The sequence below is a fragment of the Methylibium sp. genome (assembly GCF_013817345.1).
In the GTDB taxonomy this organism is placed as follows: Bacteria; Pseudomonadota; Gammaproteobacteria; order Burkholderiales; family Burkholderiaceae_C; genus Methylibium.
In genome coordinates this window covers 1-21,866 of the sequence record NZ_JACDCW010000073.1, presented here as the reverse complement: position 1 = coordinate 21,866, position 21,866 = coordinate 1, and the positions used below count along the sequence as shown (strand labels likewise).

The window sequence follows — 21,866 nt, the reverse complement described above, 5'->3', positions numbered from 1 at the left end:
CGCGAGCGAGAGATCATCGGCGGCACCAGCGCGACCTGCCAGGCGATCACCGGCGCTTCGGCCGGCTCGTGCAATCTGCTGCGCAACGTGCCGGCGAACGCCAACGCCAGCGCCGCCACGGACGTGTACCTCTACCAGACCTGGGCGCGGCCGAACCTCGTCAATGCGCCCTTCACCACCGTCACCGACCGGGTCACCGGTGCGGTGAGCTTCACCACCACGCCGGCCACGTCGTACTACCCAACGCTCGAAGCCATGACGGCCGATCTGCACGATGCGTACTTCGATCTGGCGGCGTCGAACCCGGGATTCGCGGGCGTGGCGCCGGTGGGCGACTCGTTCATGAGCGCGGTGGCGAGCGGCATCGCCACGCGTGACCACTACGCCCCCGATGCCGGCAGCGACGGCCTCATCGACTTGTGGTGGGACGACGGCACGCACGCCAGCACGGCGGGCTCTTACCTCAGCGCGCTCACCTTGTTCGGCAGCATCACGGGCATCGATCCCGCGTCGCTCGGCGCCGGGGAGATTGCCGCATTCGAACTCGGCATCAGCGCAGCAGACGCGCTCGCGCTGCAGCGCGTGGCGAGCGCGCAACTGGGCTTTGCGACGCCGGTGCCCGAGCCCTCGACATGGGCGCTGACGCTGTTCGGCCTTGCCGCCGTCGGCTGGCGGATGAGGCGGCGATCCGCAAGCGCACTCGGTGCGTGACGTGCGGCGCGGGCCGGCGGGCTCGCGCTACCCACGGCAGATCGCTACTTGCGGATCGCCTCGAACTCGATGATCAGCGCCACCTCGTCGCCGACCCAGCCGTTGGCCACGGCGTAGTTCATGCCGTAGGCGCTGCGCTTGAAGCTGCCGCGCGCCGACACGCCCATCACGTAGGGCTTGCCGCCGAGGAAGCCGCCGCCCATCGGCGACTCGGCGCTCTTGTTCCACGTGGCCTGCAGCACCAGCGGCTGCTTGCGGCCGAGCAGTTCGAGCTGCCCGGCGATTTCGAACGTGCGCTCGCCGGTCTTCTTCGCGCCGGTGGCAGTGAACACCATGTTCGGGAATTCCGAGCTGTTGAGGAAGTCCGGGCCCTTGAGGTGGTCGTCGCGCTTCTTGTGGTTGCTGAACACGCTGGCGGTGTCGACTTCGATGCGCACGTCGGAGAGCTGGGCCGTTGCTTCGTCGAAGGTGTAGCTGCCCTTGGCGGCCCGGAACATGCCCAGGATCTTCTGGTAGCCGACGTGTTCGACCAGAAAGCCGATCGAGAGGTGCTCGGGGTCGAGCTCGTAGCGGGCCGATTGCGCCTGGGCCGGCGCGGCCGCGGTGAAGGCCGCCACGGCGAGCAGGGCCGCGCCGGCGAGCCTTGTCGCCTGCCGCCGCAGCAGCGGGCCGATCGAAGAGGGGAGCATCGAGGTGTTCATGCCGAGGGCTTCCAGGGTTGATGCCGCGCGCGCGCCAGCCAGGCCACGTCTGCAGCGAAGGAATACAGCAAGGCCGCCAGGCCGAGGGCGGCGATGGTGCTTGCGAACGAGCGGCTGATGATGGGCCCCAGCCCGACGATCAGCACGACGATCTGCACCACGCACACCGTCTTGCGCCGCAGGCTCGGCGGCAGCGGCCGGGCCAGCCACGCCCAGGCCGACATTGCGGCGACGAAGGCGTAGCGCAGCAGCCCGCACAGCAGCACCCAGGCGCCTGTCTTGTCGAGTTGCACCAGCAGCAGGGCGAGCACGAGCAGCAGGAAGGCATCGGTTTCCATGTCGAAGCGCGCGCCGAAGTCGCTGGCCAGCCCGCTGGCGCGGGCCAGCGGGCCGTCGGCTGCGTCGAGCACCGCGGCGACCGTGGCCGCGACGACGAAGACCCAGGCCACTTCAGGGCGGCCGACCACCGGCTCGCCCAGGCAGGCGGCAAGGCCCAGCGTCAGCGCGAGCCGCAGCACGGTCACACGGTTGGCACCGCCGAAGGCGCGATGCGGATGATCGTCCAGGCCGCGCCACACCAGCCAGGCCGCGATGCCGAAAAGCGCCAGGGCCTGGGGCGCGAACCACGGCGACAGGCCGGCAAGCACGCCCGCGCCGGCCGTCGCCAGGCCGAGCAGCACCGCCGCGATCAGCGCCTCACGCAGCCATTGCCGGCGCAGCGAAGCGAGGCCATCGGAGGGCACGGCCTTGACGGGGCCGATCGGCGTGGGGGAGGAGGAGGCGGTCCGCACGTGCATCACCTTAAGATCGTCCCGCTTGTTCCCGTATCGGCATGGCCACTGCCATCATCAACCCGGCTGCCGCTGCCTTGCCGCTGCGGGCGTCCGCCGTTAGCACCGACGCCAACCGCAACGCCACTTCGTTCGTCTTGCCCGTCGCCGTCATCATCGACTTTGCCTTTGCCTTCGATTGCCAGCATGCCACCCGCCGCCGCGCCTGCCCAGCCTCCCGCGCCGTCTTCGCCCGCCGAAGCGCTGGCGTGCTGGATCGTCGCTCCCGGCGGCGCCGAGATCCGCCGCGAGCCCTTGCCTGCGCCGGGACCCGACGAGGTGCAGGTGCGTACGCTGCACAGCGCCGTCAGCCGCGGCACCGAGCTGCTCGTCTGGCGGGGCGAGGTGCCGGCCAGCGAATACGGCCGGATGCGCGCGCCGTTCCAGGCCGGCGACTTTCCCGGGCCGGTGAAGTATGGCTACAACAGCGTCGGCGTGGTCGAGGCCGGGCCGCCCGACCTGATTGGCCGGCGGGTGTTCTGTCTGTATCCGCATCAGACGCGCTACACGGTGCCGGTCGAAGCGGTGCATTTGCTGCCGGACGACGTGACGCCCGCACGCGCGGTGCTCGCCGCCAACATGGAAACAGCGATCAATGCGCTGTGGGACGCGTCGCCGCGGATCGGCGACCGCATCGCCGTGGTCGGTGCCGGCGTGGTCGGCCTGCTGGTGGCCTGGCTCGCCGCACGCGTGGCGGGCTGCGAAGTGCAGGTGATCGACACCCGCCGCGCGCGGCGCGTTATCGCCGACGCGCTTGGCGTCGGCTTCGCTCTGCCCGAGGCCGCATCGGCCGAAGCCGATCTGGTGATTCATGCGAGCGCCAGCGCGGCTGGCCTGGCGACGGCGCTGCGGCTGGCTGCCTTCGAGGCAACGGTGCTCGAGTTGAGCTGGTACGGCCGGCGCCCGGTCGAGGTCGCTCTCGGGGAGGCGTTCCATGCCCGCCGGCTCACCTTGAAGAGCTCGCAGGTCGGCCACATCGCCGGCGCGCAGCGCAGCCGCTGGACGCACCGCCGCCGTCTCGGCCTCGCCTTGTCGCTGCTCGCCGAACCGGCGCTGGACGCCCTCATCACCGACAGCGCGCCCTTTGCCGAACTGCCCGAGGCGCTGGCCCGCTTGGCCGAGGGCGCGCCCGACACGCTCTGTCAGCGCATCGACTACGACTGATCCGGCGCCGCCCGGACCTTCCCTGTTCCCGAGAAAGAAACGCAGCATGTACCTCGTCAACGTCCGCGACCATTTCATGATCGCCCACAGCTTCAACGGCGCGGTGTTCGGCCCCGCGCAACGGCTGCACGGTGCGACCTATGTCGTCGATCTCGAACTGCGCCGCGAAGAACTCGACGCCGACGGCATCGTCGTCGACATCGGCCTGGCCACGCAGGTGCTGCGCACCGTGCTGGCCGAGCTGAACTTCCGCAACCTCGACGAAGACTCCGCCTTCGACGGCCGCAACACGACCACGGAATTCCTGGCGAGGGTGATCTTCGATCGCATTGCTGCGCGCATCGCCGCCGGCGAACTCGGGCCGCACGCCAGCGGCCTGGCTTCGGCGCGCGTGGTGCTGAACGAATCGCACGTGGCCTGGGCCGCCTACGAGGGCGCGCTGCCGGGCGCCGCCTAGAGTTGCCCACGGCAAGAAGGCCCGCATGACCGAGGAAACAGGCGCAGGCCGCAGGCTGCAGCGGCACTGCAGCTTCGTGTTGCCCGGCGACTGGCACACGGCCACCGGCGGCTACGCCTACGACCGCCGTATCGCCGAAGGCCTGCAGGGTCTGGGTTGGACCGTCGAGCCGTGCCTCCTGGACGAAAGCTTTCCGCAGCCGACGGACGACGCACTGCTGCAGGCCGAGGCGGCTCTCGCGGCACTCGCCGACGGAGCGCTGGTGATGGCCGACGGGCTGGCCTTCGGCGCGATGCCGGCGCTGGCCGAGCGACACGCGCGGCGCTTGCGCTGGGTTGCGCTGGTTCATCACCCGCTGGCGTTCGAAACCGGGATCGAGGAAAGCCGCCGTCGCGCGCTGCTCGAGAGCGAACGCCGATCGCTCGCCACGGCGCACGCCGTCATCGCCACGAGCGCCGCGACGGCACGCGCGCTGGCGCAGTTCGATGTGCCGGCCGCCAGGGTGCACGTCGTCGAGCCCGGCACCGATCCGGCGCCCTTGGCACGCGGCTCGGGCAAGGCGGCAACGACGCTGCTGTGCGTCGCCACGCTCACACCGCGCAAGGGACACGCCGTGCTGATCGAAGCGCTGGCCGGCCTGAAGGACAGGCGCTGGACGCTCGTCTGCGCCGGCAGCACGACGCGCGACCCGGCCACCACGGCGGCACTGCGCGGTGCGATCGCCGACGCGGGTCTGGGCGAACGGGTGCAACTGCTCGGCGAGGTCGATCCAGCGCGCCTGGCCGCGCTGTACGACAGCGCCGATCTGTTCGTGCTGCCGTCCCACTACGAAGGCTACGGCATGGTGCTGGCCGAAGCCTTGGCCCGCGGTCTGCCGGTCCTCGCCACCACGGCCGGCGCGATGGCCGACACGGTGCCACCCGATGCCGGGGTGCTCGTGCCGCCCGGCGACGCGGCGGCGCTGCGCAGCGCGCTCGCGGGCTTGCTCGACCGGCCGGCCCGGCGCCTCGAACTGGCGGCAGGCGCGCGCGCCGCACGCGAGCGCCTGCCGACCTGGCCTGACGCCTGCGAACATTTCGCAGCGGTGCTCTCGACGCTGACGCCTGACGCCTGACGCCTGACGCCTGACGCCGCTACGCAAGACGACCCACTGCATTCAAAAGCTTGGCATGACCCGAAAGAACGACCCGTGAACGGATTCACCTCCGACTGGCTGACGCTGCGCGAGCCCTTCGACCGTGCCGCCCGCGCGGCCGCGGCCACGACTCTCGACTTGCCGTCATGCATTGCCGGCCGCAGCGGAGATGACGGCATGCTGTCGGCGATCGATCTCGCCTGCGGCACCGGGGCCAATCTGCGCGAACTCGCGCCCCGGCTGGGCGGGGCGCAGCGCTGGCGGCTGATCGACCACGATCCCCTGCTGCTGAACGCCGTGGCGCCGGCGCTGGCTAGGTGGGCCTCGGCCAGTGGTCACCGCTTCGAACAACACGGCGACGTGCTGCATCTCGAGGGCCGGGGAGAGAACGGCCTCGCGTTCGCTGCCGCCGTGCAGACCCTGCGCCTCGATCTCGCCCGCGATCTGCACACGCTGCCGTTCGCCGACACGCAACTGGTCACCGCCTCGGCACTGCTCGACCTCGTGTCGGCCGACTGGCTTCGCGCCTTGATAGATCAGGCCGGTGCCGCACGCTGCGCACTGTTGTTCGCGCTGAACGTCGATGGCCGCACCGCCTGGGATCCGACCGATGGCGACGATGAACTCGTCCACACGGCGTTTGCCGCCCACCAGCGGCGCGACAAGGGCTTCCTCGGTCCCGCGCTCGGCGGGCAGGCGGTTGAGCAGGCAGTGCAGTCGCTGAACACGGCCGGTTACCGTGTCTTTCAGCCGGCCAGCGACTGGATCATCGATGCGTCGCAGCCCGGGCCATCGCGCCCCGCGGCCGCCGCGCTGCAGCGGGCAATGATCGAAGGCATGGCGGCGGCCGCCTCGGAGCAGGCGACCGAAAACGAAGCCGCGATCTGCGCATGGCGGGAACGCCGCCTCGCGCTGCTCGAGCGCAGCCGCCTGCGCGTCGGCCACACCGACCTCATCGCGGTGCCGTGAGCGGCGGCGCGGGATGGCGCAGGTCGATGTCCCAGAGCACGTCGTCGCCGAGCCGCAGCGCCCGGGCGTGAGGGCGCAGGCACTCGTCCATGGTGTCGGCGGCGGCGACCTGCAGGCCGCGCCGCCCGGCGCCGATCAGCACCGGCGCAACGGTCAGGTGCAGCCGGTCGAGGCAGCTCTGCGCCAGAAAGCGCGACACCGTGATGCCGCCGCCTTCGACAAACAGCAGCGAAAGACCGCGGGCCTGCAGCGCTGCGACCACCGCGCGGGCATCGAGCGCGCCGTTCGCGTCGAGCAGACCCGGCACGCCGAGCACTTCTTCATTGCCGGGCGATGCAACATCGCCGGCCGTGGCATCGACCCGGCACAACCGCAGGGTCGGCGCCTCGCCGTCGCTGAACACCCGCGCCGCGCCGTCCAGGCCCTGGTGCGGATCGAGCACCACGCGCACCGGGTGCGCGCCTTCGACATGGCGCGTCGTCAGGCGTGGGTCGTCTGCGGCGACCGTGCCGGCGCCGACGATCACCGCGTCGCACAGCGCGCGCAGCCGGTGCAGATGCACGAGGCTTTGCGGCCCGGTGACGAAGCAGGAATGGCCGCGGTGCGTGGCGACGAATCCGTCCAGGCTCTGACCGAGCTGGGCGATTACCCAGGGAGCCGATCCGGGCGGTCGGTCGAGCAGCGGCTTGTAGAGCGCGAAGAACTCCAAGGTGCAGGCGTCGTGTTCGCCGCACAGCGACCAGCCGTCCTGCGCGCTCCAGGCCAGCGGCGCGTCCGGCGCCGCGCTGCTGAGGAGTGCGGCGGGTCGTGACGCGGCGGGCGCCGGGTCCGTCACCAGTGCGTAGCGGCCCGGCGCCGTCGGCCAGCCGCCGCTGCGTCGGCATTGCACGATGGCCAGGCACAGCGGCCAGACTGCCGCTTCGTCAGACGGATGGATACGACTCAGGTCCAAGGCGGCGGCAAGCGGGTTCACAAGCCGGTCGAGCCGGCGGGCGCCTGCAGGCAGGCATGCGAACAAACGGCCGGCCCAAAGGCCGCACCGCTTGTGGCTATCCTAGCCCGGCGTCCGTGATCGACGGGTCTCTGCGGACTGCTGCCGCTGCGGCGCCCGGCGCGCCGTTATCCTCGCTCCTGTGCCGCCCGGGATAACACCTTGAACCGCGCGGCCGACATCCGCCGTACCCGGACCTGCTGACGATGAACAACCCGCTTCTGCACCCGCCGACGCTGCTGCCCCAGGACAGCAGCGACGACCTCGTCGCGATCCGCTTCGACCGGGCCCGCACCGAGCTGCGCCACGGCCGTGCCATCGTCGTGATGACGGCCGACCCGCAGGCGCCTGTGCTGCTGGCCGCTGCGATCGAGACGCTGAGCGCGGCGCGATTGCGCTGGCTCAACCTTGCCGGCGCCGAGCCGCGGCTGCTGCTGAGTGCCGAGCGCCTGCACGCGCTGGGCTGGCGCGACGCCTCGACGGCGCGTTCGCTGCACGTGGCCGGTCCGGTCACGCTCGAGCTGCTGCAAACGCTGGCGGCCGTGAGCGCCGGGCCGGCCGACCCCGACAAGCTGGCCGATCCGCAGATTGCCAGCCCCTCGATGGAAGCGGCATTGGGCCTGGCCAAGCGCGCCCGCCTGACGCCGGCGCTGTGGGTCGCCGAACTGCCGGCCGCGAGACTGGCCGCGCTGGAAGCGGCGCAGGTGCTGCCGATCGCCGCGACCGACGTCGCCCACATGCGCCGCGACGGCCAGCCGCAACTGCTGCGCGTGAGCGATGCCCATGTGCCGATCGCGGCGCACGAGGACTGCACGCTGGTGCTGTTTCGCGAACTCGACGGCGATGCCGAGCACGTGGCCATCATCGTCGGCCAGCCCGACCTGAGCCAGCCGGTGCCCGTGCGCCTGCATTCGTCCTGCCTGACGGGTGACCTGCTCGGCAGCCTGCGCTGCGACTGCGGCGATCAACTGCGCCGCGCGATCGACGTCCTGGCGGAAGCCGGCGGCGTGCTGCTCTACCTGGCGCAGGAGGGCCGGGGCACGGGCCTGGCCAACAAGTTGCGCGCCTATCGCCTGCAGGACGGCGGGCTGGACACCATCGACGCCGACCGCCACCTCGGCTTCAGCGCCGACGAACGCGATTTCCAGGCTGCGGTGGCGATGCTGGAGGCCCTGGGCATCGCGCGCATCCGCCTGCTCACCAACAACCCCGCGAAGATCGCTTCCATGCGCCGCGGCGGCATCGACGTGGTCGATCGTCTGCCGCTGATCGCGCCGATCAATCCGCACAATTCGCGCTACATCCGCACCAAGCACGAACGGGCGGGGCATCTGCAAACCGAGGACGAGCAGGACTGAGCGCGAAGGCCTCGAAGGGTCCGCGCGGGTACGCCGGCAAAGTGCTCGAGGTCAAGGGTTTGCCTCGAAACGAGTCGCCGTCAAAAGGGCAGGGTTACGCCTTTGCCAATTCGAACGCCGCCACTTCCTCCAGCAGCGCCACCAGTCGCCCGGCCGCATGCTCGACCAGCGCGGCCCCTTTTTCCGCACTCGCCGCGGTCGCGTTGCCGCACACCCCGGCCGGGTTCAGGTCCTGGGTCATCCAGCCGATACCCACCGGCTTTTCCGCGCCCAGCATCCCTGCGCGCTCGGCCAGCCGGCGGCCCATCGAGTCGAAGTCGGCCATTGCTTCGCGCCGTACCAGCTCGGGCCGCAGGTACAGCATCAGCGAGGTTTCCACAGCGCCGCCATGGATGCCGTGCGCGAGTTCGTCGGCGTCGAACAAGTCGGGCGGCATGCCCAGGCCGAAGCTGTGAGCCCGCACCGTCAGCATCCCGCACTCCACCCGCAGACGCAGCGCTGCCTGGTCGACATGGGCCTTCTGACCGCCGTGGCTATTGAAGAAGACAAGCTTTCGCACGCCTGCTCGCGCCACACTTCGCCCGACCGCGAGCCAAAGGCCGAGCAGGTCCTGCATGTCGGCACTGAGGGTGCCTGGGAAGGCGGTGTGCTCCAGGCTGTCGCCGATTGTCAGTGCAGGCAGCACCAGAACGCTGGCCTCCTTCGGCAACCGGGCCAGCGCGGCCTGCAGGATGCCTTCGTTGATGGCCGCGTCGGTGCACAGAGGCAGGTGCGGGCCGTGCTGTTCGGTGGCCGAAACCGGCAGCACGGCAATCGTGCGTTGCGGATCGATGCGGGCGAAATCCGTGGTGGCGAGCTCGTGCCAATAGCCGCTCGGCAGCAGGGCTGTCGGCGCCGACGAATCACGGGTTTGGGTCATGAGGTTTGGGGCAACAAGAGGGGGCGCTTCAGCGCGGCTCGACCTGCGACGTGTAATAGGGGTTGTCGCCAGCGTCGGGCGTATCGTGCGCTTCGATCGACGCGGTCCAGGCCAGCGCCACGCCGGCGAGCAGCGCGGCGGCGACTGCCACGACCAGCGGCTCGACCACGACGCGCCGCCCCATCAAGGGCAAGCGGCGCACGATCGGCCCGGCGATGAACACGGCCGCGAGCGCGGCCAGCGCCGTCGGCGGCGCCGGCGTCAGCAGGGCCGCCATGTGCGCCAGCGCCAGCCAGCCGATGCCGGCGGTCACCCACGCGGCCGGGCCGAAGGCGATGCGCGCCTTGGGCCAGAGCCACAACGCCACGCCGCCGAGAGCGGCAGCCAGCAGCACCGACAACTGGAACAGCAGCAGCGAGCCGGACATCATGGCCACGGCCGCCAGACCCAGGCTGGCGATCAGCGACATCGACGCTGCGCTGGCGCGCTCGCTGGCGCTGTCGTGCAGGGCAGCCAGCACGGCTGTGCCGATCAATGCGCTTGCGGCGCCGCTGATCACGTCCTTCGAACCCAGCCACCAAGACAGCGCCAGCCACAGCAGGCTGGCGAACGCCCACTGCAGCCAGCGCGCGGGCCGGGTTGCATCGAGTAGCAGACCCGTCAGCCAGGCCGCGGCGAACACCCACGGGAGTTTTTCCACGGCGGTTGCGGGCAGCGCCAAGCGCCAGCCCAGCAGTAACAGCGAACACGCCAGTACGGCCAAGCCAAGCGCCGCCGCGGCCCAACGCGGGCCATGGCGCGCACCGATCAGCCGGTGCAACAGGCCCGCCGTACCGAACGCCACCAGCAGCGGCAGGACGACACTTTGAATCAGCGGATGGTCCAGATTCATAGCAGTCGGCTCACTCGCCGCACGCTCTAAGCCTCAGGCAATTCGATTGAAACGGCGCCTGTCGAGCAAGAACCCGCTTCCACGGGCCCGACGCTTGCAAGAAATGCGAGGCAGAAAGCACGGCAGCATTCTGCGATACGGCACTACGGGTCGCACGGGGTCATCAGCGGCTGAAGGCAGGTCGCTTGTAAGGATTGGCGACAAGACTGCCTCGCTGGCACGCCAATCGCTAGGAGAGCTGTCCAGGACGCCGGGTCGGGCACCGACACGCCAGCAGGGAACTTCGACCCGCTATCCCGACCAAACCAGTCAGCTTCACCTATAATCGAGCTAATTAGTCGGGATTAACTTTTCCCGTTCTAAGCCCGCCCCGACTTAGGTGTGGCGCTGCCCCCGGTTTCCGGTTCGCAAGCCCCGTGCCACAAGGAGTTTCACCATGCGTCTCACCACCAAAGGCCGTTTCGCTGTCACTGCCATGATCGATCTGGCGCTGCGCGAGCACAGCGGGCCGGTTGCCCTGGCCGCGATCAGTTCGCGTCAGCAAATTTCGCTTTCCTACCTGGAGCAGTTGTTCGGCAAGCTTCGTCGCCATGAGCTGGTCGAATCGACCCGTGGCCCGGGCGGCGGCTACTCGCTGGGTCGCAAGGCGGACGAGATCACCGTCGCCGACATCATTGTCGCGGTGGATGAGCCGATCGATGCCACCGGCTGCGGCGGCAAGGAAAACTGCATGGGCGAGGACACCGGCCGCTGCATGACGCACGATCTGTGGGCGAGCCTGAACACCAAGATGATCGAGTACCTCGACTCCATCTCGCTGCGGCGCCTGGTCGAAGACCAGTTGGCAAGGGGCGTCTCCATCGAAGAAGCGCCGGTCAAGCGCGCCATATCGTCGCAGCCGGTGGTCAAGCCGATCAAGATCACCGCGCCGAATTCGGTGTTCGCGCTCGGCAACGCTTTTTCCAAGTAAGTCGATCTGTCGGCTTGCATACCTGACTTTCGCATCCTCGCCAGCCACGCCCGCTTTGGACGAGCCCGCCATGGACATGACCCCTCATTTCCCGATTTACATGGACTACGGCGCCACCACGCCGGTGGACCCGCGCGTCGTCGACGCCATGATCCCGTGGCTGCGTGAGCACTTCGGCAATCCAGCCTCGCGCAGCCATGCCTGGGGATGGGAAGCCGAGGAGGCGGTCGAGACAGCGCGTGGCGAGGTGGCCGCACTCATCGGCGCGGATCCGAGGGAGATCGTCTGGACTTCCGGCGCGACCGAATCGAACAATCTGGCGATCAAGGGCGCCGCCAACTTCTACAAGACGCGCGGCAAGCACCTGATCACGGTGAAGACCGAGCACAAGGCTGTGCTGGACACCATGCGCGAGCTGGAGCGTCAGGGGTTCGAGGTCACTTATTTGGAGGTCCAGGAAGACGGTCTTCTTGACTTGGACAAACTCAAGGCGGCCATGCGGCCGGACACCATCCTGGTGTCGGTCATGTTCGTCAACAACGAGATCGGCGTGGTGCAGGACATTCCCGCCATCGGGGCGTTGTGTCGCGAGCGCGGCATCGTCTTTCACGTCGATGCGGCGCAGGCCACCGGCAAGGTCGCGATCGACATGGCGAAGTTGCCGGTCGACCTGATGAGCCTGGCCTCGCACAAGACCTATGGCCCCAAGGGCATCGGCGCGCTTTATGTGCGGCGCAAGCCGCGCGTGCGGCTGGAAGCACAGATGCACGGCGGCGGCCACGAGCGCGGCATGCGCTCGGGCACGCTGCCCACGCACCAGATCGTCGGCATGGGCTTGGCCTTTCGCATCGCGCGGGAGGAGATGGCTGCGGAGAACGAGCGCATTCGCGGCCTGCAGCAGCGGCTGCTGGCGGGTCTTTCCGACATCGAGCAAACCTTCCTGAATGGCCATACCGGCAGGCGCGTTCCGCACAACATCAACATGAGCTTCAACTTCGTCGAGGGCGAGTCGCTGATCATGGGCATCAAGGGCCTCGCCGTGTCGTCGGGCTCTGCCTGCACCTCGGCCAGCCTGGAGCCGAGCTATGTGCTGCGTGCGCTCGGCCGCAGCGACGAGCTGGCGCATTCGAGCCTGCGCATGACGATCGGCCGCTTCACCACCGAAGAAGAAATCGATTTCGCGGTCAGCACCATCCGCCACAACGTCGCCAAGCTGCGCGAGCTCTCGCCGCTTTGGGAGATGTACCAGGACGGGGTGGACATCAGCACCATTCAATGGGCGGCGCACTGACGCTGCGGCATCCCGCAGCATCCCGCAGCCTCTATCGCAAGGAGAACACCATGGCCTACAGCCAAAAAGTCGTTGAGCACTACGAAAACCCCCGCAACGTCGGCTCGTTCGAAAAGGGCGACGAGACGGTCGGCACGGGCATGGTCGGCGCACCTGCCTGTGGTGACGTGATGAAGCTGCAGATCAAGGTCAATCCGGCTACCGGGCTGATCGAAGACGCCAAGTTCAAGACCTACGGTTGCGGTTCGGCCATTGCGTCGAGCTCGCTCATCACCGAATGGGTCAAGGGCAAGACACTCGATCAGGCCATGTCGATCAAGAACTCGCAGATTGCCGAGGAACTGGCGTTGCCGCCGGTGAAGATCCACTGCTCGATCCTCGCGGAAGACGCGATCAAGGCCGCGGTCAGCGATTACCAGACCCGGCACGCCACGGCCTCCGTTGCCGCGGTGGAGTGAGAAACGCGACATGGCGGTGACCCTCACGGAAGCGGCGGCGCGTCATGTGACGCGTTACCTCGGCAAGCGCGGCAAGGGCGTCGGCGTTCGCCTGGGCGTCAAGACGACCGGTTGCTCGGGCCTGGCCTACAAGCTCGAGTACGCCGATGATGTGGCGCCCGAGGACGTGATCTTCGAAGACCAGGGCATCAAGGTGCTGGTCGACCCGAAGAGCTTGCCCTACATCGAAGGCACGCAGCTCGACTTCGTGCGGGAAGGCTTGAACGAGGGCTTCAGGTTCAACAACCCGAACGAGCGCGACCGCTGTGGTTGCGGTGAATCGTTCCGCATCTGAGACCCTGAGCGTGCTCCGAGGCGCGGCGAGGCCGCGCCTTTTTGTTGATGCTCCCCGAGTTCCGATGACGCCAATGAAGCTTGACGCCGACGACTTCGAACTGTTCGGCTTGCCCCGCCGGCAGGCGCAGGACCGCGCGCAGATCGACGCACGCTGGAAGGCGCTGCAAGGCGAAGTGCACCCCGACCGCTTCGCCGCCCATGGAGGCGCTGCACAACGCCTGGCGATGCAGTGGGCCGTTCGCGTGAACGAGGCCTTCCAGCGGCTCAAGGATCCTTTGCGCCGTGCTGCCTATCTGTGCGAGCTTCACGGCGAGGCCGTGGAGGCCGAGGACAACACCGCCATGCCCGCCGAGTTCCTGATGCAGCAGATGGCCTGGCGAGAGGCACTGGACGACGCCGATGACGCCGTGACGGTCGACGCCTTGAACGAGGAAGTTCTGGCGCGTCGCCGGCAACTGTTCGTCGAACTGGAAACCACGGTCGACCTGCGCAAAGACTGGCCTGCCGCTGCACAGCAGGTCAGAGCCCTCATGTTCGTCGAGCGCTTTGTGCACGACCTCGATCGCCGTCTCGAGGCACTGGGACAATAAACGCATGGCCTTGCTGCAGATTTCCGAACCCGGTCACTCGCCCGACCCCCATCAGGCGCGCATCGCGGTGGGCATCGACCTGGGTACGACGCATTCGCTGGTGGCCACCGTGCGCTCGGGCGTTGCGGAATGCCTGGCCGATGGTGAAGGCCGCAAGCTGTTGCCCTCAGTCGTGCGCTATCTGCAGGAAGGCCGCCGCGCCATCGGCTTCGAGGCGCTTGCGGCGCAGGCCGAGGATGCCGAGAACACGATCGTGTCCGTCAAGCGTTTCATGGGACGCGCGCTCGCTGATATCGCCGGGCGGGACAAGTTGCCCTACCGGTTCGTCGACCAGCCAGGCATGGTGAGCTTGGCCACCCGCGATGGCGTCAAAACCCCGGTGGAGGTTTCGGCCGAGGTCCTGGCGACCCTTCGCTTTCGCGCAGAAGACAGCCTTGACGGCGAGCTGTTCGGCGCGGTCATCACCGTGCCGGCCTATTTCGACGACGCGCAGCGCCAAGCGACCAAAGACGCTGCGCGACTCGCCGGCCTGGATGTTTTGCGCCTGATCAACGAACCTACCGCCGCCGCGATCGCCTACGGGTTGGAGCATGGCAGTGAAGGCCTGTACGCCGTGTACGACCTGGGCGGCGGTACCTTCGATATCTCGCTGCTGCGCCTGGCGAAAGGCGTGTTCGAAGTGGTCGCCACGGGCGGCGATTCGGCCCTCGGCGGCGACGACTACGACCACGCGTTGGCCGACTGGGCGCTCGACGCGGCGGAGCTTGGTGTCGAGACCGCCCAGGACAAGCGCGCCGTGCTCGTGGCCGCACGCGCCGTGAAGGAGCAACTCACGAGTGCCGATGCTGCGCGTTTGAAAACCACGCTCAGCGCGGGTGCGCTCGATGTCGGGATCACCCGCACGCAATTCGATGCCATTACCCGCCCGCTGACCGAACGAACCGTCGCCACCGTGCGCAAGGTGCTGCGTGACGCGCGTGTGGACAAGAACGAGGTGCAGGGCGTCGTGCTGGTCGGCGGCGCCACGCGCATGCCGCAGATCGTGGCGGCGGTGGCGGGCTTCTTCGATCGAGCGCCGCTCACCGACCTGAACCCGGACGAAGTGGTCGCTCTCGGCGCGGCGATCCAGGCCAACCAGCTCGCCGGCAACGCATCGGGCGGCGACTTGCTGCTGCTCGACGTGACGCCGCTCTCTCTGGGACTGGAGACGATGGGCGGCCTGGTCGAGCGCATCATCCCGCGCAACAGCACCATTCCGACCGCGCGCGCACAGGACTTCACCACGTTCAAGGACGGCCAGACCGCGATGGCCATCCATGTGCTGCAGGGCGAGCGCGACCAGGTCGAGCACTGCCGCTCGTTGGCACGTTTCGAACTGCGCGGCATTCCGCCCCTGGTGGCCGGCGCGGCGCGCATTCGAGTGAGTTTTCAGGTCGATGCCGACGGCCTGCTGAGCGTGAGCGCACGCGAGCAGGGCTCGGGCGTCGAAGCTTCGGTCATCGTCAAGCCGAGCTACGGACTGGCCGACGACCAGATCGCGCGCATGCTGCAAGAGGGCTTCGGCACCGCCGAGGCCGACATGCACGAGCGCGCCCTGCGCGAGGCCCGTGTCGATGCCCAGCGGCTGCTGCTGGCCACGCGCTCCGCGCTCGCCGCCGACGGCGATCTGCTGCAGGCGGACGAGCGCGCCGAAGTCGAAGCCGCCTTGGAAGCACTCGACCGGGAAAGCCGCGGCGAGGACGCCGCAGCGATCGAGTCGGCCGTCAAGGCGCTGGCCGACAGCACCGAGGCCTTCGCCGCCGAACGCATGAACCGCGGCATTCGCCAGGCGCTCACCGGCCGGCGCGTGGAAGAAGTCTGAAGAGAGCCGAGTTCGCCATGCCCGTCATCAAGATCCTGCCGCACCCCGAGTACTGCCCCCAAGGCGCCAGCGTGCAGGCCGAAGCCGGCACCTCGATCTGCGAGGCGCTGCTCGAGCACGACATTGAAGTCGAGCACGCCTGCGAGATGAGCTGCGCCTGCACCACCTGCCATGTGGTCGTGCGCGAAGGCTTCGCGTCGCTGAACGAAATGGATGAAAGCGAGGCAGACCTGCTCGACCGCGCCTGGGGCCTGGAGCCCAACTCGCGCCTGAGCTGCCAGGCCATCGTGGCGCAGCAGGATCTGGTCGTCGAGATTCCCAAGTACTCGATCAACCACGCCAAAGAAGAGCACTGAGCGCCGGCGCGGCTGTGCCGTTTCGGCTGCAACACAATGCTCCCCATGACGCGACAGATCTTCCTCGACACCGAGACCACGGGCCTGAGCCCTGAAAGCGGCGACCGCATCATCGAGATCGGCTGTGTGGAGATGCAGGGCCGGCGCTTGACGGGCAACAACCGGCACTTCTATCTCAACCCCGAGCGATCGAGCCACGAAGACGCCATCAAGATCCACGGCCTGACCGACGAGTTTCTCGCTGACAAGCCCAAGTTTGCGGCGGTGGCGGACGATCTCATGGCCTACCTGGCCGGCGCCGAGATCGTGATCCACAACGCCGCCTTCGATGTCGGCTTCCTCAATGCCGAACTCACCCGTTCGAGCCGAGGCAAGTTCAGCGAGCATTGCCCCCGCGTGACCGACAGCCTGTTCATGGCGCGCGAGATCTATCCGGGCAAGTCGAACTCGCTCGATGCCCTGTGCAAACGCCTGGAAGTCGACAACGCCAGCCGCACGCTGCACGGCGCGCTGCTCGATGCCGGATTGCTGGCCGAGGTTTATATCCGCATGACGCGCGGCCAGGATTCGCTGGTCATCGAAACCCGCGAAACCATGGCGGGCGGTGTCCCGATTGCGAGCATCGACCTGAGTCAGTTCACCCTTGCGGTGATCGCGCCGAGCGAAAGCGAAACGGCCGCGTTCCATGCGGTACTTGCCGAGCTGGACAAGGCCTCGGGCGGTCGGACACTGTGGCGCTCCATGGCATAATCCGCGCCTCGCGTGAGCAGCGCGAGCTCAAGATTTCGGGCGGTTAGCTCAGCGGTAGAGCACTGCCTTCACACGGCAGGGGTCGCAGGTTCGAACCCTGCACCGCCCACCAAAACCACCCCAAGTGGTTGATTTGATTCAGTAAGCGCACGCTTGCGACGGTTTTTCTCAGCTGATCACGGCAGTGATCTTTTTGGAGAGTCGAAGTGCGCAGAACGATCGACTTGGCCGCCGCCATCGCGGCCGCACACAAGCACGAAGTCCAGGCGTTGACGCTCGGCGAGTTGGTTCGCGCCTCGAGCAGCGCCACCTTGGACGGGTCGGATACCCGACTGCGCAAGTGGCTCGCTGCCTTGGGCGATACCTCGGCGTGGACGGCAGCCGCTCGCTGGACTGCTGCCGGTTGCAAGGACACCTTGGCACAAGGTCGCCATCCGCGCTCCCGCTAGCATGGGATCGCAAGCTTAATGCCGCTCCTGGAGCGCATGTTCCACCACCCCAACCAGCTGACCTCCGTCGACCGGCTTGGTTAGGTGAATGTCGAAACCGGCCGCCTCCGCAGCTTCTAGGTCCGTCAACGACGACCTTGCAGTAAGGGCTACCAAGACAACGCGCGGGGACCTTTGAGTCGCACGGAATCTACGGGCGGCAGCGTACCCGTCCAACACCGGCATGTTGATGTCAAGAATCACCAAGTCCGGCTGCCAGCTTTCCGCCGTTTGGAGTGCCTCCTGCCGTCGTACGCCGTGCGAGGCTCGTAGCCAAGGAACTCCAGAAGCATGGCCAGTGTGTCGGCGGCATCTACGTTGTCGTCCACAACGAGAATGCGCCCTCGGGTCGGGCGCTTTCGTTCGGGCGGTTCTGAGCTGTCCATTCTGTTTTCGGGCATTCGGCGTGCCGCCGCTAGACGAAGCGGGTACCCTTCTTCGGTTGTCTTGCCAGGAGTTTGCTGTGGAGCACGGGTACGAAGCGGGACGAGGCGGTGTCACGCTGTCCTCAGGGGGGTGCAGACTGGGAGACGTGCTGGCGACACAGGTGCTTTCGGGTCGACCCACCCGACGAGCCGACTACGCGCTCGAGAGCCGGGCGTGGACCACCATCACGGATGGTCTTACGAGCGCCCCTGAGACCGTCGGGCAACGGCTGGTTGACTTGGCGCAGGGACTGACCGGTGCTCACGCTGCTGGCCTCAGCATCGAAGACAAGGTCGGGGACGAACCGGTCTTCCGCTGGGCTGCAACCACCGGGGAGCTGAGCGATTTCCTAGGCGAAACGATACCCCGATACGACAGTCCGTGCGGCTCGGTTCTCGAGGCACGGAGCCCGCTCCTCATGCGCGAGCCGGTTCGCTACTTTCCGTACATCAAGCAGTGGGGCAAACCGGTCCACGAGGTGCTCGTCGCGCCTTTTTTTGAGGACGGCAACCCGGTGGGGACGCTGTGGGTCGTAAGTTTCTCGGAGACCAAACTTTTCGACGCAGAGGACCTGCGACAGCTTCAGAGCCTGTCCACGCTGGCCGGTGTGATGGTGCAAACGTCGACGACCATGCGCACACTCAAGGTGGAGCGGGAGCGCAAGGAGCGCTTGCTGGATGACCAGGAGAACGCGCTCAAGACGATGACCGCCTTGTTCGACCAGGCGCCGGGCTTGATGGCAATCCTCAAAGGACCCAGCCACCGCTTCGAAATTGCGAACCGGGCGTATCACGACTTTGTCGGCCAACGCGACATCATTGGCAAGCCGGCCTTGGAAGCGCTACCCGAATTGACGAGTCAGGGGTATCGAGAACTGTTGGACACGGTCTTCCAGACCGGTCAACCCTACGTGAGACGAGCGGCTCCCATTCAACTGCAACGCGTCCCCGGTGAGCCTCCTGTCGACCTTTACCGCGACATCGTTTATCAGCCCATTCAGGGCCACGATGGCACGACGCTAGGAATCTTCGTCCAAGGCCATGACGTGACCGACCGGGAGCGGGCACTTAAGGCGTTGGAAGAAGCGGACGTTCGCAAGGATGCGTTCCTAGCGACGCTGGCGCACGAGTTGAGGAATCCCTTGGGGCCCATCCGGGTCGCCTCGCACTTGCTTGGGCGCTCGGTCCCGGAGAGTCAGCAACCGATGGTGGCCATCATCGAGCGCCAGAGCGCCATGCTTGCGACCCTTGTCAATCAACTGATGGACATCGCCAGCATTCGCAGCGGCAAGATAACTCTGGTTCGCGGGTGGACCAGCGTGCAGGACATCCTGGCCGGAGCAATGGAAGTGGTTCGCCCGCTGCTGGATGCGCGCCGGCACATGTTCGGCGTGGAGATGCCCGAGAAGCCGCTGCCCTTGTTCGCCGACCCCGTGCGATTGACGCAGGTGCTTTCCAACCTTCTGACAAATGCAGCCAAGTACACGCCGGACGAGGGAAGCATTACGGTTGCTGTGACGGAAACGCCGGACGAGATAGCGATGTCAGTGCGTGATAGCGGCATTGGCATCGACGCTGCCATGCTCCCGAGGGTCTTCGACATGTTTTCACAAAGCGCGCAGTCACTGAATCGGGCCGAAGGCGGCTTGGGAATTGGGTTGGCGCTGGTGCGACAGCTCGTCGAGTTGCACGGCGGCAGGGTGGTGGCCTACAGCGCAGGCGTCGGCGAAGGCAGTCAGTTCACGATTCATCTGCCAAAGACGCACGACGAAAGACTCTAGCTACCGCTTCAGCGCAGTCTTGGCCTGCCCCCGTCTAACACAATCCCAAAGGATGCTCCCCGCGGCAAGTTGCTGCTGTCCCTGGCCTCTCAATCAGCGCCTTGCGCAGCCGCCTGGGCCGACCGAGTGCTTCTCCTCCCGGCTGAGCTGCCGGAAACTTCAAGCTTGAGCAGGGTAAGTCCTTTGCGCCCGGTCTCTGTGAGCACGAGGCGCTCGTCGTCCCAGTCCATCCATTCCCGAGACACCAGTTCAGACACCACAGGTGCAGTCAGCGCGTCGGCGCTTCTTCTTCGCCTTCCGCTCACTGCCGTATCTTGGAGAAGGTCATGGAGGACTTGGGTGACCTCAGTTGCCTTGAACCGTTCTTGGCTGTTGGATGCATGCATTCCTGAGCTTCCCCGAAAAAGTGGTGCTGGGCCGGCACAGACGTTCGCCAGGCAGCGTCGCCCAAGCGCTGCAGCGGTCTTTGGGGCAAGCAGCGTTCCTGCCATTGGAGAGCACCTCGCATGGGATGCTTGTGCCCGTTGCGAGAAGCTATCCGACGCTGGGCGCCGACGACCCGAATCAACTTCTGACTGGTTGGCTGCTTACGCCGACCATGATTCAATCGCCCACTCGTGAAAGCACCTGCGGAGGAGACTATTCGGCGTGTGGCCAGTACCTGCTCGGCGGCTTTTTCGATGCGACCGCGCATTTGCATGTCCGCACTTGAGTTCCCATCGCTTCGGTGCGTCATGGTGGCCCTATGGCGATGTCTTATGCAGCGCACGTTCCCGAGCCGCCTTCTAGAAGGTGAGCCACGCTGGCGGTAGGAACGTGGAGGTACGTACGGCCAAGTGCGGCCCACGCCGCGGCCGCGTGCGCCCCGGGCAGCGCGAAATGGAAAGTCGCCCCACGGCCCACCTCGCCATTGGCCCACACCCGTCCTTTATGGCGCTGCACGATGCGCTTCACGGAAGCCAGTCCTATGCCAATGCCCTCGAACTCTGGCTCGCTGTGCAAGCGCGTAAAGGCCGTGAATAGCTGGGCCGCCTTGGCGGCATCGAATCCCACCCCGTTGTCGGCGACCGTGTAGATCAGCTCACCGTCGTTGACGGCGCCCCCAATCGTGATGCGCCGTTGCGGATTCCGGCGCGAGTACTTCAGCGCATTCGAGATCAGTTCATCCACACTTGTCGCAGCAGCCGATCATCTCCCAGCGCATTCGGCGACGGACCGACTCGCCAGTCCACCGGCTGCCCCTGTGGTCCGATCGTTAGCGACCGATCGCCTCCTTCACGCAGGCTCCCATATCGACTCGGTCGCACTGCATTGCAAGACTGTCCAGGCGCGCAAAGCGCAGGAAGTCTCCGATCAACTCCATCATGCGGAGCGCGCCCTGGTGGATGAACTGCATGTACCGCTCTTCTGTAGCGCTAAGTTTGCCGGCGGTCGACTGCTGCAACAGCTCGATGAAGCCCGTCACATGCCCCAGCGGAGTGCGCAGGTCATGCGACACCGACGCGCAGAAGGCGTCGAGCTCGGTGTTGGAGCGCACCAGCTCGTCGTTGCTGCGCCGTAACTGGCCGTTCAGCTCGCTCGGACAAGCGCGTCGTTTAGCGCCTACTCGAACGCGCAGCCGGCGCGATGGTGCTGCATGACAGCGGTCCTTCCTCCTGCACCACGATGAACAGTACAAATCCTCGCCGGTCGAACTCCAGTGCCTGTCATGCGCGCAGGAGGTCCAAGGATGAGCGAAGCGGGCCAGAACCTCTCAGCGCTGAGTCGCCGCTTCATAGCGATCGACTACGGCCGCCTGCATCCGGTAGCCGCTCGCACCCATTGCCGAGTCTTGCCTGAAAGTCTTCAGGGTGCCGCTCACCCACACTGTGTCCATCGAACGATAGCCCTTCACCGGCTTGTCCAGGAGGACATGCACGATCTGGTTGGCCGGCGGCGGCGGGTTATGGATGCAGGCGCCGAAGTAAGGAACGAGCAGGAACTCCTTGAGCTCGTCCTTCACCTGCTCCAGCGGCACCACATAGCCCGGCAGCTTGACCGCTGCACCGTCCAGCGTGTCGTTGGTGGGCGCAGTGTTCCAGACCCTGCGCATCTCGCGCATCGCCTCGAGAACCCGCGGGTTGCTGTCGTCGAGCATGCCCAGATTGCCCATGCCACGCAGGCCCTTTAGCGGGTCCCAGCCTTCGGGCACCAATTCTTCCCACGCGATCTCGTGGAATGCGGCGGACGAAGCGGCAGGAGGCTCCGTATCGGCGGCCCGCATCGGCGTTGCGACAAGGAGCCCGGCTACAAACGGCACGACCAGGAGGCGCATCTTCATCGTTCAAACCCTCGGAGAAAGCCCGTCGATCAGCGACAGGCGGTAGGCGCGAATGCCGGGCAGCAGGCTGGCCAGCCAGCCGCCGACGAGCACGCTTGCGACCAGCAGCACCT

At 67.1% G+C, this 21,866-nt stretch carries 27 protein-coding genes and 1 tRNA gene; 18 read left to right on the top strand and 10 right to left on the bottom strand.

Annotated elements, in window-relative coordinates:
• Window positions 1-711, top strand: a 711-nt coding sequence (locus H0W40_RS13870) for a PEP-CTERM sorting domain-containing protein (RefSeq protein WP_292447156.1), incomplete at its 5' end; no start/stop codon positions are given.
• A gap of 44 nt (window positions 712-755) precedes the next feature.
• Here H0W40_RS13870 and H0W40_RS13865 read toward each other — a convergent pair.
• Genes H0W40_RS13865 through H0W40_RS13855 form a run of 3 tightly spaced genes read right to left on the bottom strand, consistent with a single transcriptional unit; the run spans window position 756 to window position 2,391 of the window.
• Window positions 756-1,412: a YceI family protein gene (locus H0W40_RS13865; protein WP_292447154.1), complete on the bottom strand. Its 657-nt coding sequence runs from the start codon at window positions 1,410-1,412 to the stop codon at window positions 756-758.
• Window positions 1,409-2,203 carry a CDP-alcohol phosphatidyltransferase family protein gene (locus tag H0W40_RS13860; protein ID WP_292447151.1) on the bottom strand — a complete coding sequence of 265 codons (795 nt, stop codon included), beginning with the start codon at window positions 2,201-2,203 and terminating at the stop codon, window positions 1,409-1,411. The genes H0W40_RS13865 and H0W40_RS13860 overlap by 4 nt, the downstream gene beginning before the upstream one ends.
• 5 nt (window positions 2,204-2,208) lie before the next feature.
• Complete coding sequence (locus tag H0W40_RS13855) at window positions 2,209-2,391, bottom strand: hypothetical protein (protein ID WP_292447149.1); 183 nt, start codon at window positions 2,389-2,391, stop codon at window positions 2,209-2,211.
• On the opposite strand from H0W40_RS13855, the gene H0W40_RS13850 reads away from it, so the two are divergent.
• The 4 genes from H0W40_RS13850 to H0W40_RS13835 all read left to right on the top strand — a co-directional run bounded on the left by H0W40_RS13850 (window position 2,390) and on the right by H0W40_RS13835 (window position 5,967).
• On the top strand, window positions 2,390-3,406 hold the full coding sequence (locus tag H0W40_RS13850; protein ID WP_292447147.1) for a zinc-binding alcohol dehydrogenase: 1,017 nt from the start codon (window positions 2,390-2,392) through the stop codon (window positions 3,404-3,406). The two genes, H0W40_RS13855 and H0W40_RS13850, sit on opposite strands and share 2 nt — an antisense overlap.
• 46 nt (window positions 3,407-3,452) lie before the next feature.
• Window positions 3,453-3,863, top strand: a complete 411-nt coding sequence (locus H0W40_RS13845; protein ID WP_292447145.1) for a 6-carboxytetrahydropterin synthase — start codon at window positions 3,453-3,455, stop codon at window positions 3,861-3,863.
• Between the two features lie 25 nt (window positions 3,864-3,888).
• Window positions 3,889-4,977: a glycosyltransferase family 4 protein gene (locus H0W40_RS13840; protein WP_292447142.1), complete on the top strand. Its 1,089-nt coding sequence runs from the start codon at window positions 3,889-3,891 to the stop codon at window positions 4,975-4,977.
• Between the two features lie 75 nt (window positions 4,978-5,052).
• Window positions 5,053-5,967, top strand: coding sequence for a class I SAM-dependent methyltransferase (locus H0W40_RS13835; protein ID WP_292447139.1), 915 nt, complete (start codon window positions 5,053-5,055; stop codon window positions 5,965-5,967).
• Here the strand turns inward: H0W40_RS13835 and H0W40_RS13830 are convergent.
• The gene (locus H0W40_RS13830; RefSeq protein ID WP_292447136.1) at window positions 5,951-6,919 is read right to left on the bottom strand and encodes a RibD family protein; all 969 of its coding nucleotides are present in this window, start codon (window positions 6,917-6,919) and stop codon (window positions 5,951-5,953) included. The two genes, H0W40_RS13835 and H0W40_RS13830, sit on opposite strands and share 17 nt — an antisense overlap.
• A 245-nt stretch (window positions 6,920-7,164) precedes the next feature.
• Here H0W40_RS13830 and ribA point away from each other — a divergent pair, with 245 nt between their 5' ends.
• Window positions 7,165-8,316, top strand: a complete 1,152-nt coding sequence (gene ribA, locus H0W40_RS13825; RefSeq protein WP_292447134.1) for a GTP cyclohydrolase II — start codon at window positions 7,165-7,167, stop codon at window positions 8,314-8,316.
• Window positions 8,317-8,410: 94 nt separating this feature from the next.
• Here the strand turns inward: ribA and H0W40_RS13820 are convergent, their stop codons facing one another.
• The gene (locus H0W40_RS13820; RefSeq protein ID WP_292447132.1) at window positions 8,411-9,235 is read right to left on the bottom strand and encodes a creatininase family protein; all 825 of its coding nucleotides are present in this window, start codon (window positions 9,233-9,235) and stop codon (window positions 8,411-8,413) included.
• 28 nt (window positions 9,236-9,263) lie between these two features.
• A complete protein-coding gene (locus H0W40_RS13815; RefSeq protein ID WP_292447130.1) occupies window positions 9,264-10,127 on the bottom strand; it encodes a hypothetical protein in 864 nt (287 codons plus the stop codon).
• Window positions 10,128-10,563: 436 nt separating this feature from the next.
• Between H0W40_RS13815 and iscR the strand changes: the two genes are divergently transcribed.
• The 10 genes from iscR to H0W40_RS13765 all read left to right on the top strand — a co-directional run bounded on the left by iscR (window position 10,564) and on the right by H0W40_RS13765 (window position 17,188).
• Window positions 10,564-11,097 carry a Fe-S cluster assembly transcriptional regulator IscR gene (gene iscR / locus H0W40_RS13810; protein ID WP_292447128.1) on the top strand — a complete coding sequence of 178 codons (534 nt, stop codon included), beginning with the start codon at window positions 10,564-10,566 and terminating at the stop codon, window positions 11,095-11,097.
• A 70-nt stretch (window positions 11,098-11,167) separates the two neighbouring features.
• Window positions 11,168-12,388 (top strand): IscS subfamily cysteine desulfurase, encoded by a 1,221-nt coding sequence (locus H0W40_RS13805; protein WP_292447125.1) that lies wholly within the window; start codon window positions 11,168-11,170, stop codon window positions 12,386-12,388.
• Window positions 12,389-12,438: 50 nt separating this feature from the next.
• The gene (iscU, locus tag H0W40_RS13800; RefSeq protein ID WP_292447121.1) at window positions 12,439-12,846 is read left to right on the top strand and encodes a Fe-S cluster assembly scaffold IscU; all 408 of its coding nucleotides are present in this window, start codon (window positions 12,439-12,441) and stop codon (window positions 12,844-12,846) included.
• Window positions 12,847-12,856: 10 nt separating this feature from the next.
• On the top strand, window positions 12,857-13,180 hold the full coding sequence (gene iscA / locus H0W40_RS13795; RefSeq protein WP_292447119.1) for an iron-sulfur cluster assembly protein IscA: 324 nt from the start codon (window positions 12,857-12,859) through the stop codon (window positions 13,178-13,180).
• A gap of 73 nt (window positions 13,181-13,253) precedes the next feature.
• A complete protein-coding gene (gene hscB / locus H0W40_RS13790) occupies window positions 13,254-13,772 on the top strand; it encodes a Fe-S protein assembly co-chaperone HscB (protein ID WP_292447117.1) in 519 nt (172 codons plus the stop codon).
• 4 nt (window positions 13,773-13,776) lie between these two features.
• Entirely contained in the window at window positions 13,777-15,633 is a 1,857-nt protein-coding gene (hscA, locus tag H0W40_RS13785; RefSeq protein WP_292447115.1) for a Fe-S protein assembly chaperone HscA, read from the top strand.
• 17 nt (window positions 15,634-15,650) lie between these two features.
• Window positions 15,651-15,989 carry an ISC system 2Fe-2S type ferredoxin gene (gene fdx, locus H0W40_RS13780; RefSeq protein WP_292447113.1) on the top strand — a complete coding sequence of 113 codons (339 nt, stop codon included), beginning with the start codon at window positions 15,651-15,653 and terminating at the stop codon, window positions 15,987-15,989.
• 45 nt (window positions 15,990-16,034) lie between these two features.
• Entirely contained in the window at window positions 16,035-16,739 is a 705-nt protein-coding gene (gene dnaQ, locus H0W40_RS13775; RefSeq protein ID WP_292447111.1) for a DNA polymerase III subunit epsilon, read from the top strand.
• 37 nt (window positions 16,740-16,776) lie between these two features.
• Window positions 16,777-16,851 (top strand) — tRNA-Val (locus H0W40_RS13770).
• Window positions 16,852-16,945: 94 nt separating this feature from the next.
• Complete coding sequence (locus H0W40_RS13765; RefSeq protein WP_292447109.1) at window positions 16,946-17,188, top strand: hypothetical protein; 243 nt, start codon at window positions 16,946-16,948, stop codon at window positions 17,186-17,188.
• Window positions 17,189-17,203: 15 nt separating this feature from the next.
• On the opposite strand, the gene H0W40_RS20045 is transcribed toward H0W40_RS13765, so the two are convergent.
• A complete protein-coding gene (locus tag H0W40_RS20045) occupies window positions 17,204-17,728 on the bottom strand; it encodes a response regulator (RefSeq protein WP_367153820.1) in 525 nt (174 codons plus the stop codon).
• A gap of 31 nt (window positions 17,729-17,759) precedes the next feature.
• Here H0W40_RS20045 and H0W40_RS13760 point away from each other — a divergent pair, with 31 nt between their 5' ends.
• A complete protein-coding gene (locus H0W40_RS13760) occupies window positions 17,760-19,433 on the top strand; it encodes an ATP-binding protein (RefSeq protein WP_292447107.1) in 1,674 nt (557 codons plus the stop codon).
• A gap of 376 nt (window positions 19,434-19,809) precedes the next feature.
• The gene (locus H0W40_RS13755) at window positions 19,810-20,145 is read left to right on the top strand and encodes a hypothetical protein (protein WP_292447105.1); all 336 of its coding nucleotides are present in this window, start codon (window positions 19,810-19,812) and stop codon (window positions 20,143-20,145) included.
• Between the two features lie 44 nt (window positions 20,146-20,189).
• On the opposite strand, the gene H0W40_RS13750 is transcribed toward H0W40_RS13755, so the two are convergent.
• The 3 genes from H0W40_RS13750 to H0W40_RS13740 all read right to left on the bottom strand — a co-directional run bounded on the left by H0W40_RS13750 (window position 20,190) and on the right by H0W40_RS13740 (window position 21,753).
• The gene (locus tag H0W40_RS13750) at window positions 20,190-20,603 is read right to left on the bottom strand and encodes an ATP-binding protein (RefSeq protein WP_292447103.1); all 414 of its coding nucleotides are present in this window, start codon (window positions 20,601-20,603) and stop codon (window positions 20,190-20,192) included.
• Window positions 20,604-20,688: 85 nt separating this feature from the next.
• On the bottom strand, window positions 20,689-20,970 hold the full coding sequence (locus H0W40_RS13745; RefSeq protein WP_292447099.1) for a histidine kinase dimerization/phospho-acceptor domain-containing protein: 282 nt from the start codon (window positions 20,968-20,970) through the stop codon (window positions 20,689-20,691).
• 216 nt (window positions 20,971-21,186) lie between these two features.
• Window positions 21,187-21,753: a DUF3299 domain-containing protein gene (locus H0W40_RS13740; protein WP_292447097.1), complete on the bottom strand. Its 567-nt coding sequence runs from the start codon at window positions 21,751-21,753 to the stop codon at window positions 21,187-21,189.
• Window positions 21,754-21,866 lie beyond the last annotated feature (113 nt).

Bases quoted from the DNA above. Each gene is read 5' to 3' on its own strand.
- H0W40_RS13865 (WP_292447154.1), bottom strand. From the start codon at position 1,412: ATGAACACCTCGATGCTCCCCTCTTCGATCGGCCCGCTGCTGCGGCGG.
- H0W40_RS13850 (WP_292447147.1), top strand. From the start codon at position 2,390: ATGCCACCCGCCGCCGCGCCTGCCCAGCCTCCCGCGCCGTCTTCGCCC.
- H0W40_RS13855 (WP_292447149.1), bottom strand. From the start codon at position 2,391: ATGCTGGCAATCGAAGGCAAAGGCAAAGTCGATGATGACGGCGACGGG.
- H0W40_RS13845 (WP_292447145.1), top strand. From the start codon at position 3,453: ATGTACCTCGTCAACGTCCGCGACCATTTCATGATCGCCCACAGCTTC.
- H0W40_RS13840 (WP_292447142.1), top strand. From the start codon at position 3,889: ATGACCGAGGAAACAGGCGCAGGCCGCAGGCTGCAGCGGCACTGCAGC.
- ribA (WP_292447134.1), top strand. From the start codon at position 7,165: ATGAACAACCCGCTTCTGCACCCGCCGACGCTGCTGCCCCAGGACAGC.
- H0W40_RS13820 (WP_292447132.1), bottom strand. From the start codon at position 9,235: ATGACCCAAACCCGTGATTCGTCGGCGCCGACAGCCCTGCTGCCGAGC.
- H0W40_RS13815 (WP_292447130.1), bottom strand. From the start codon at position 10,127: ATGAATCTGGACCATCCGCTGATTCAAAGTGTCGTCCTGCCGCTGCTG.
- iscR (WP_292447128.1), top strand. From the start codon at position 10,564: ATGCGTCTCACCACCAAAGGCCGTTTCGCTGTCACTGCCATGATCGAT.
- H0W40_RS13805 (WP_292447125.1), top strand. From the start codon at position 11,168: ATGGACATGACCCCTCATTTCCCGATTTACATGGACTACGGCGCCACC.
- iscU (WP_292447121.1), top strand. From the start codon at position 12,439: ATGGCCTACAGCCAAAAAGTCGTTGAGCACTACGAAAACCCCCGCAAC.
- iscA (WP_292447119.1), top strand. From the start codon at position 12,857: ATGGCGGTGACCCTCACGGAAGCGGCGGCGCGTCATGTGACGCGTTAC.
- hscB (WP_292447117.1), top strand. From the start codon at position 13,254: ATGAAGCTTGACGCCGACGACTTCGAACTGTTCGGCTTGCCCCGCCGG.
- hscA (WP_292447115.1), top strand. From the start codon at position 13,777: ATGGCCTTGCTGCAGATTTCCGAACCCGGTCACTCGCCCGACCCCCAT.
- fdx (WP_292447113.1), top strand. From the start codon at position 15,651: ATGCCCGTCATCAAGATCCTGCCGCACCCCGAGTACTGCCCCCAAGGC.
- dnaQ (WP_292447111.1), top strand. From the start codon at position 16,035: ATGACGCGACAGATCTTCCTCGACACCGAGACCACGGGCCTGAGCCCT.
- H0W40_RS13755 (WP_292447105.1), top strand. From the start codon at position 19,810: ATGCATGCATTCCTGAGCTTCCCCGAAAAAGTGGTGCTGGGCCGGCAC.
- H0W40_RS13740 (WP_292447097.1), bottom strand. From the start codon at position 21,753: ATGAAGATGCGCCTCCTGGTCGTGCCGTTTGTAGCCGGGCTCCTTGTC.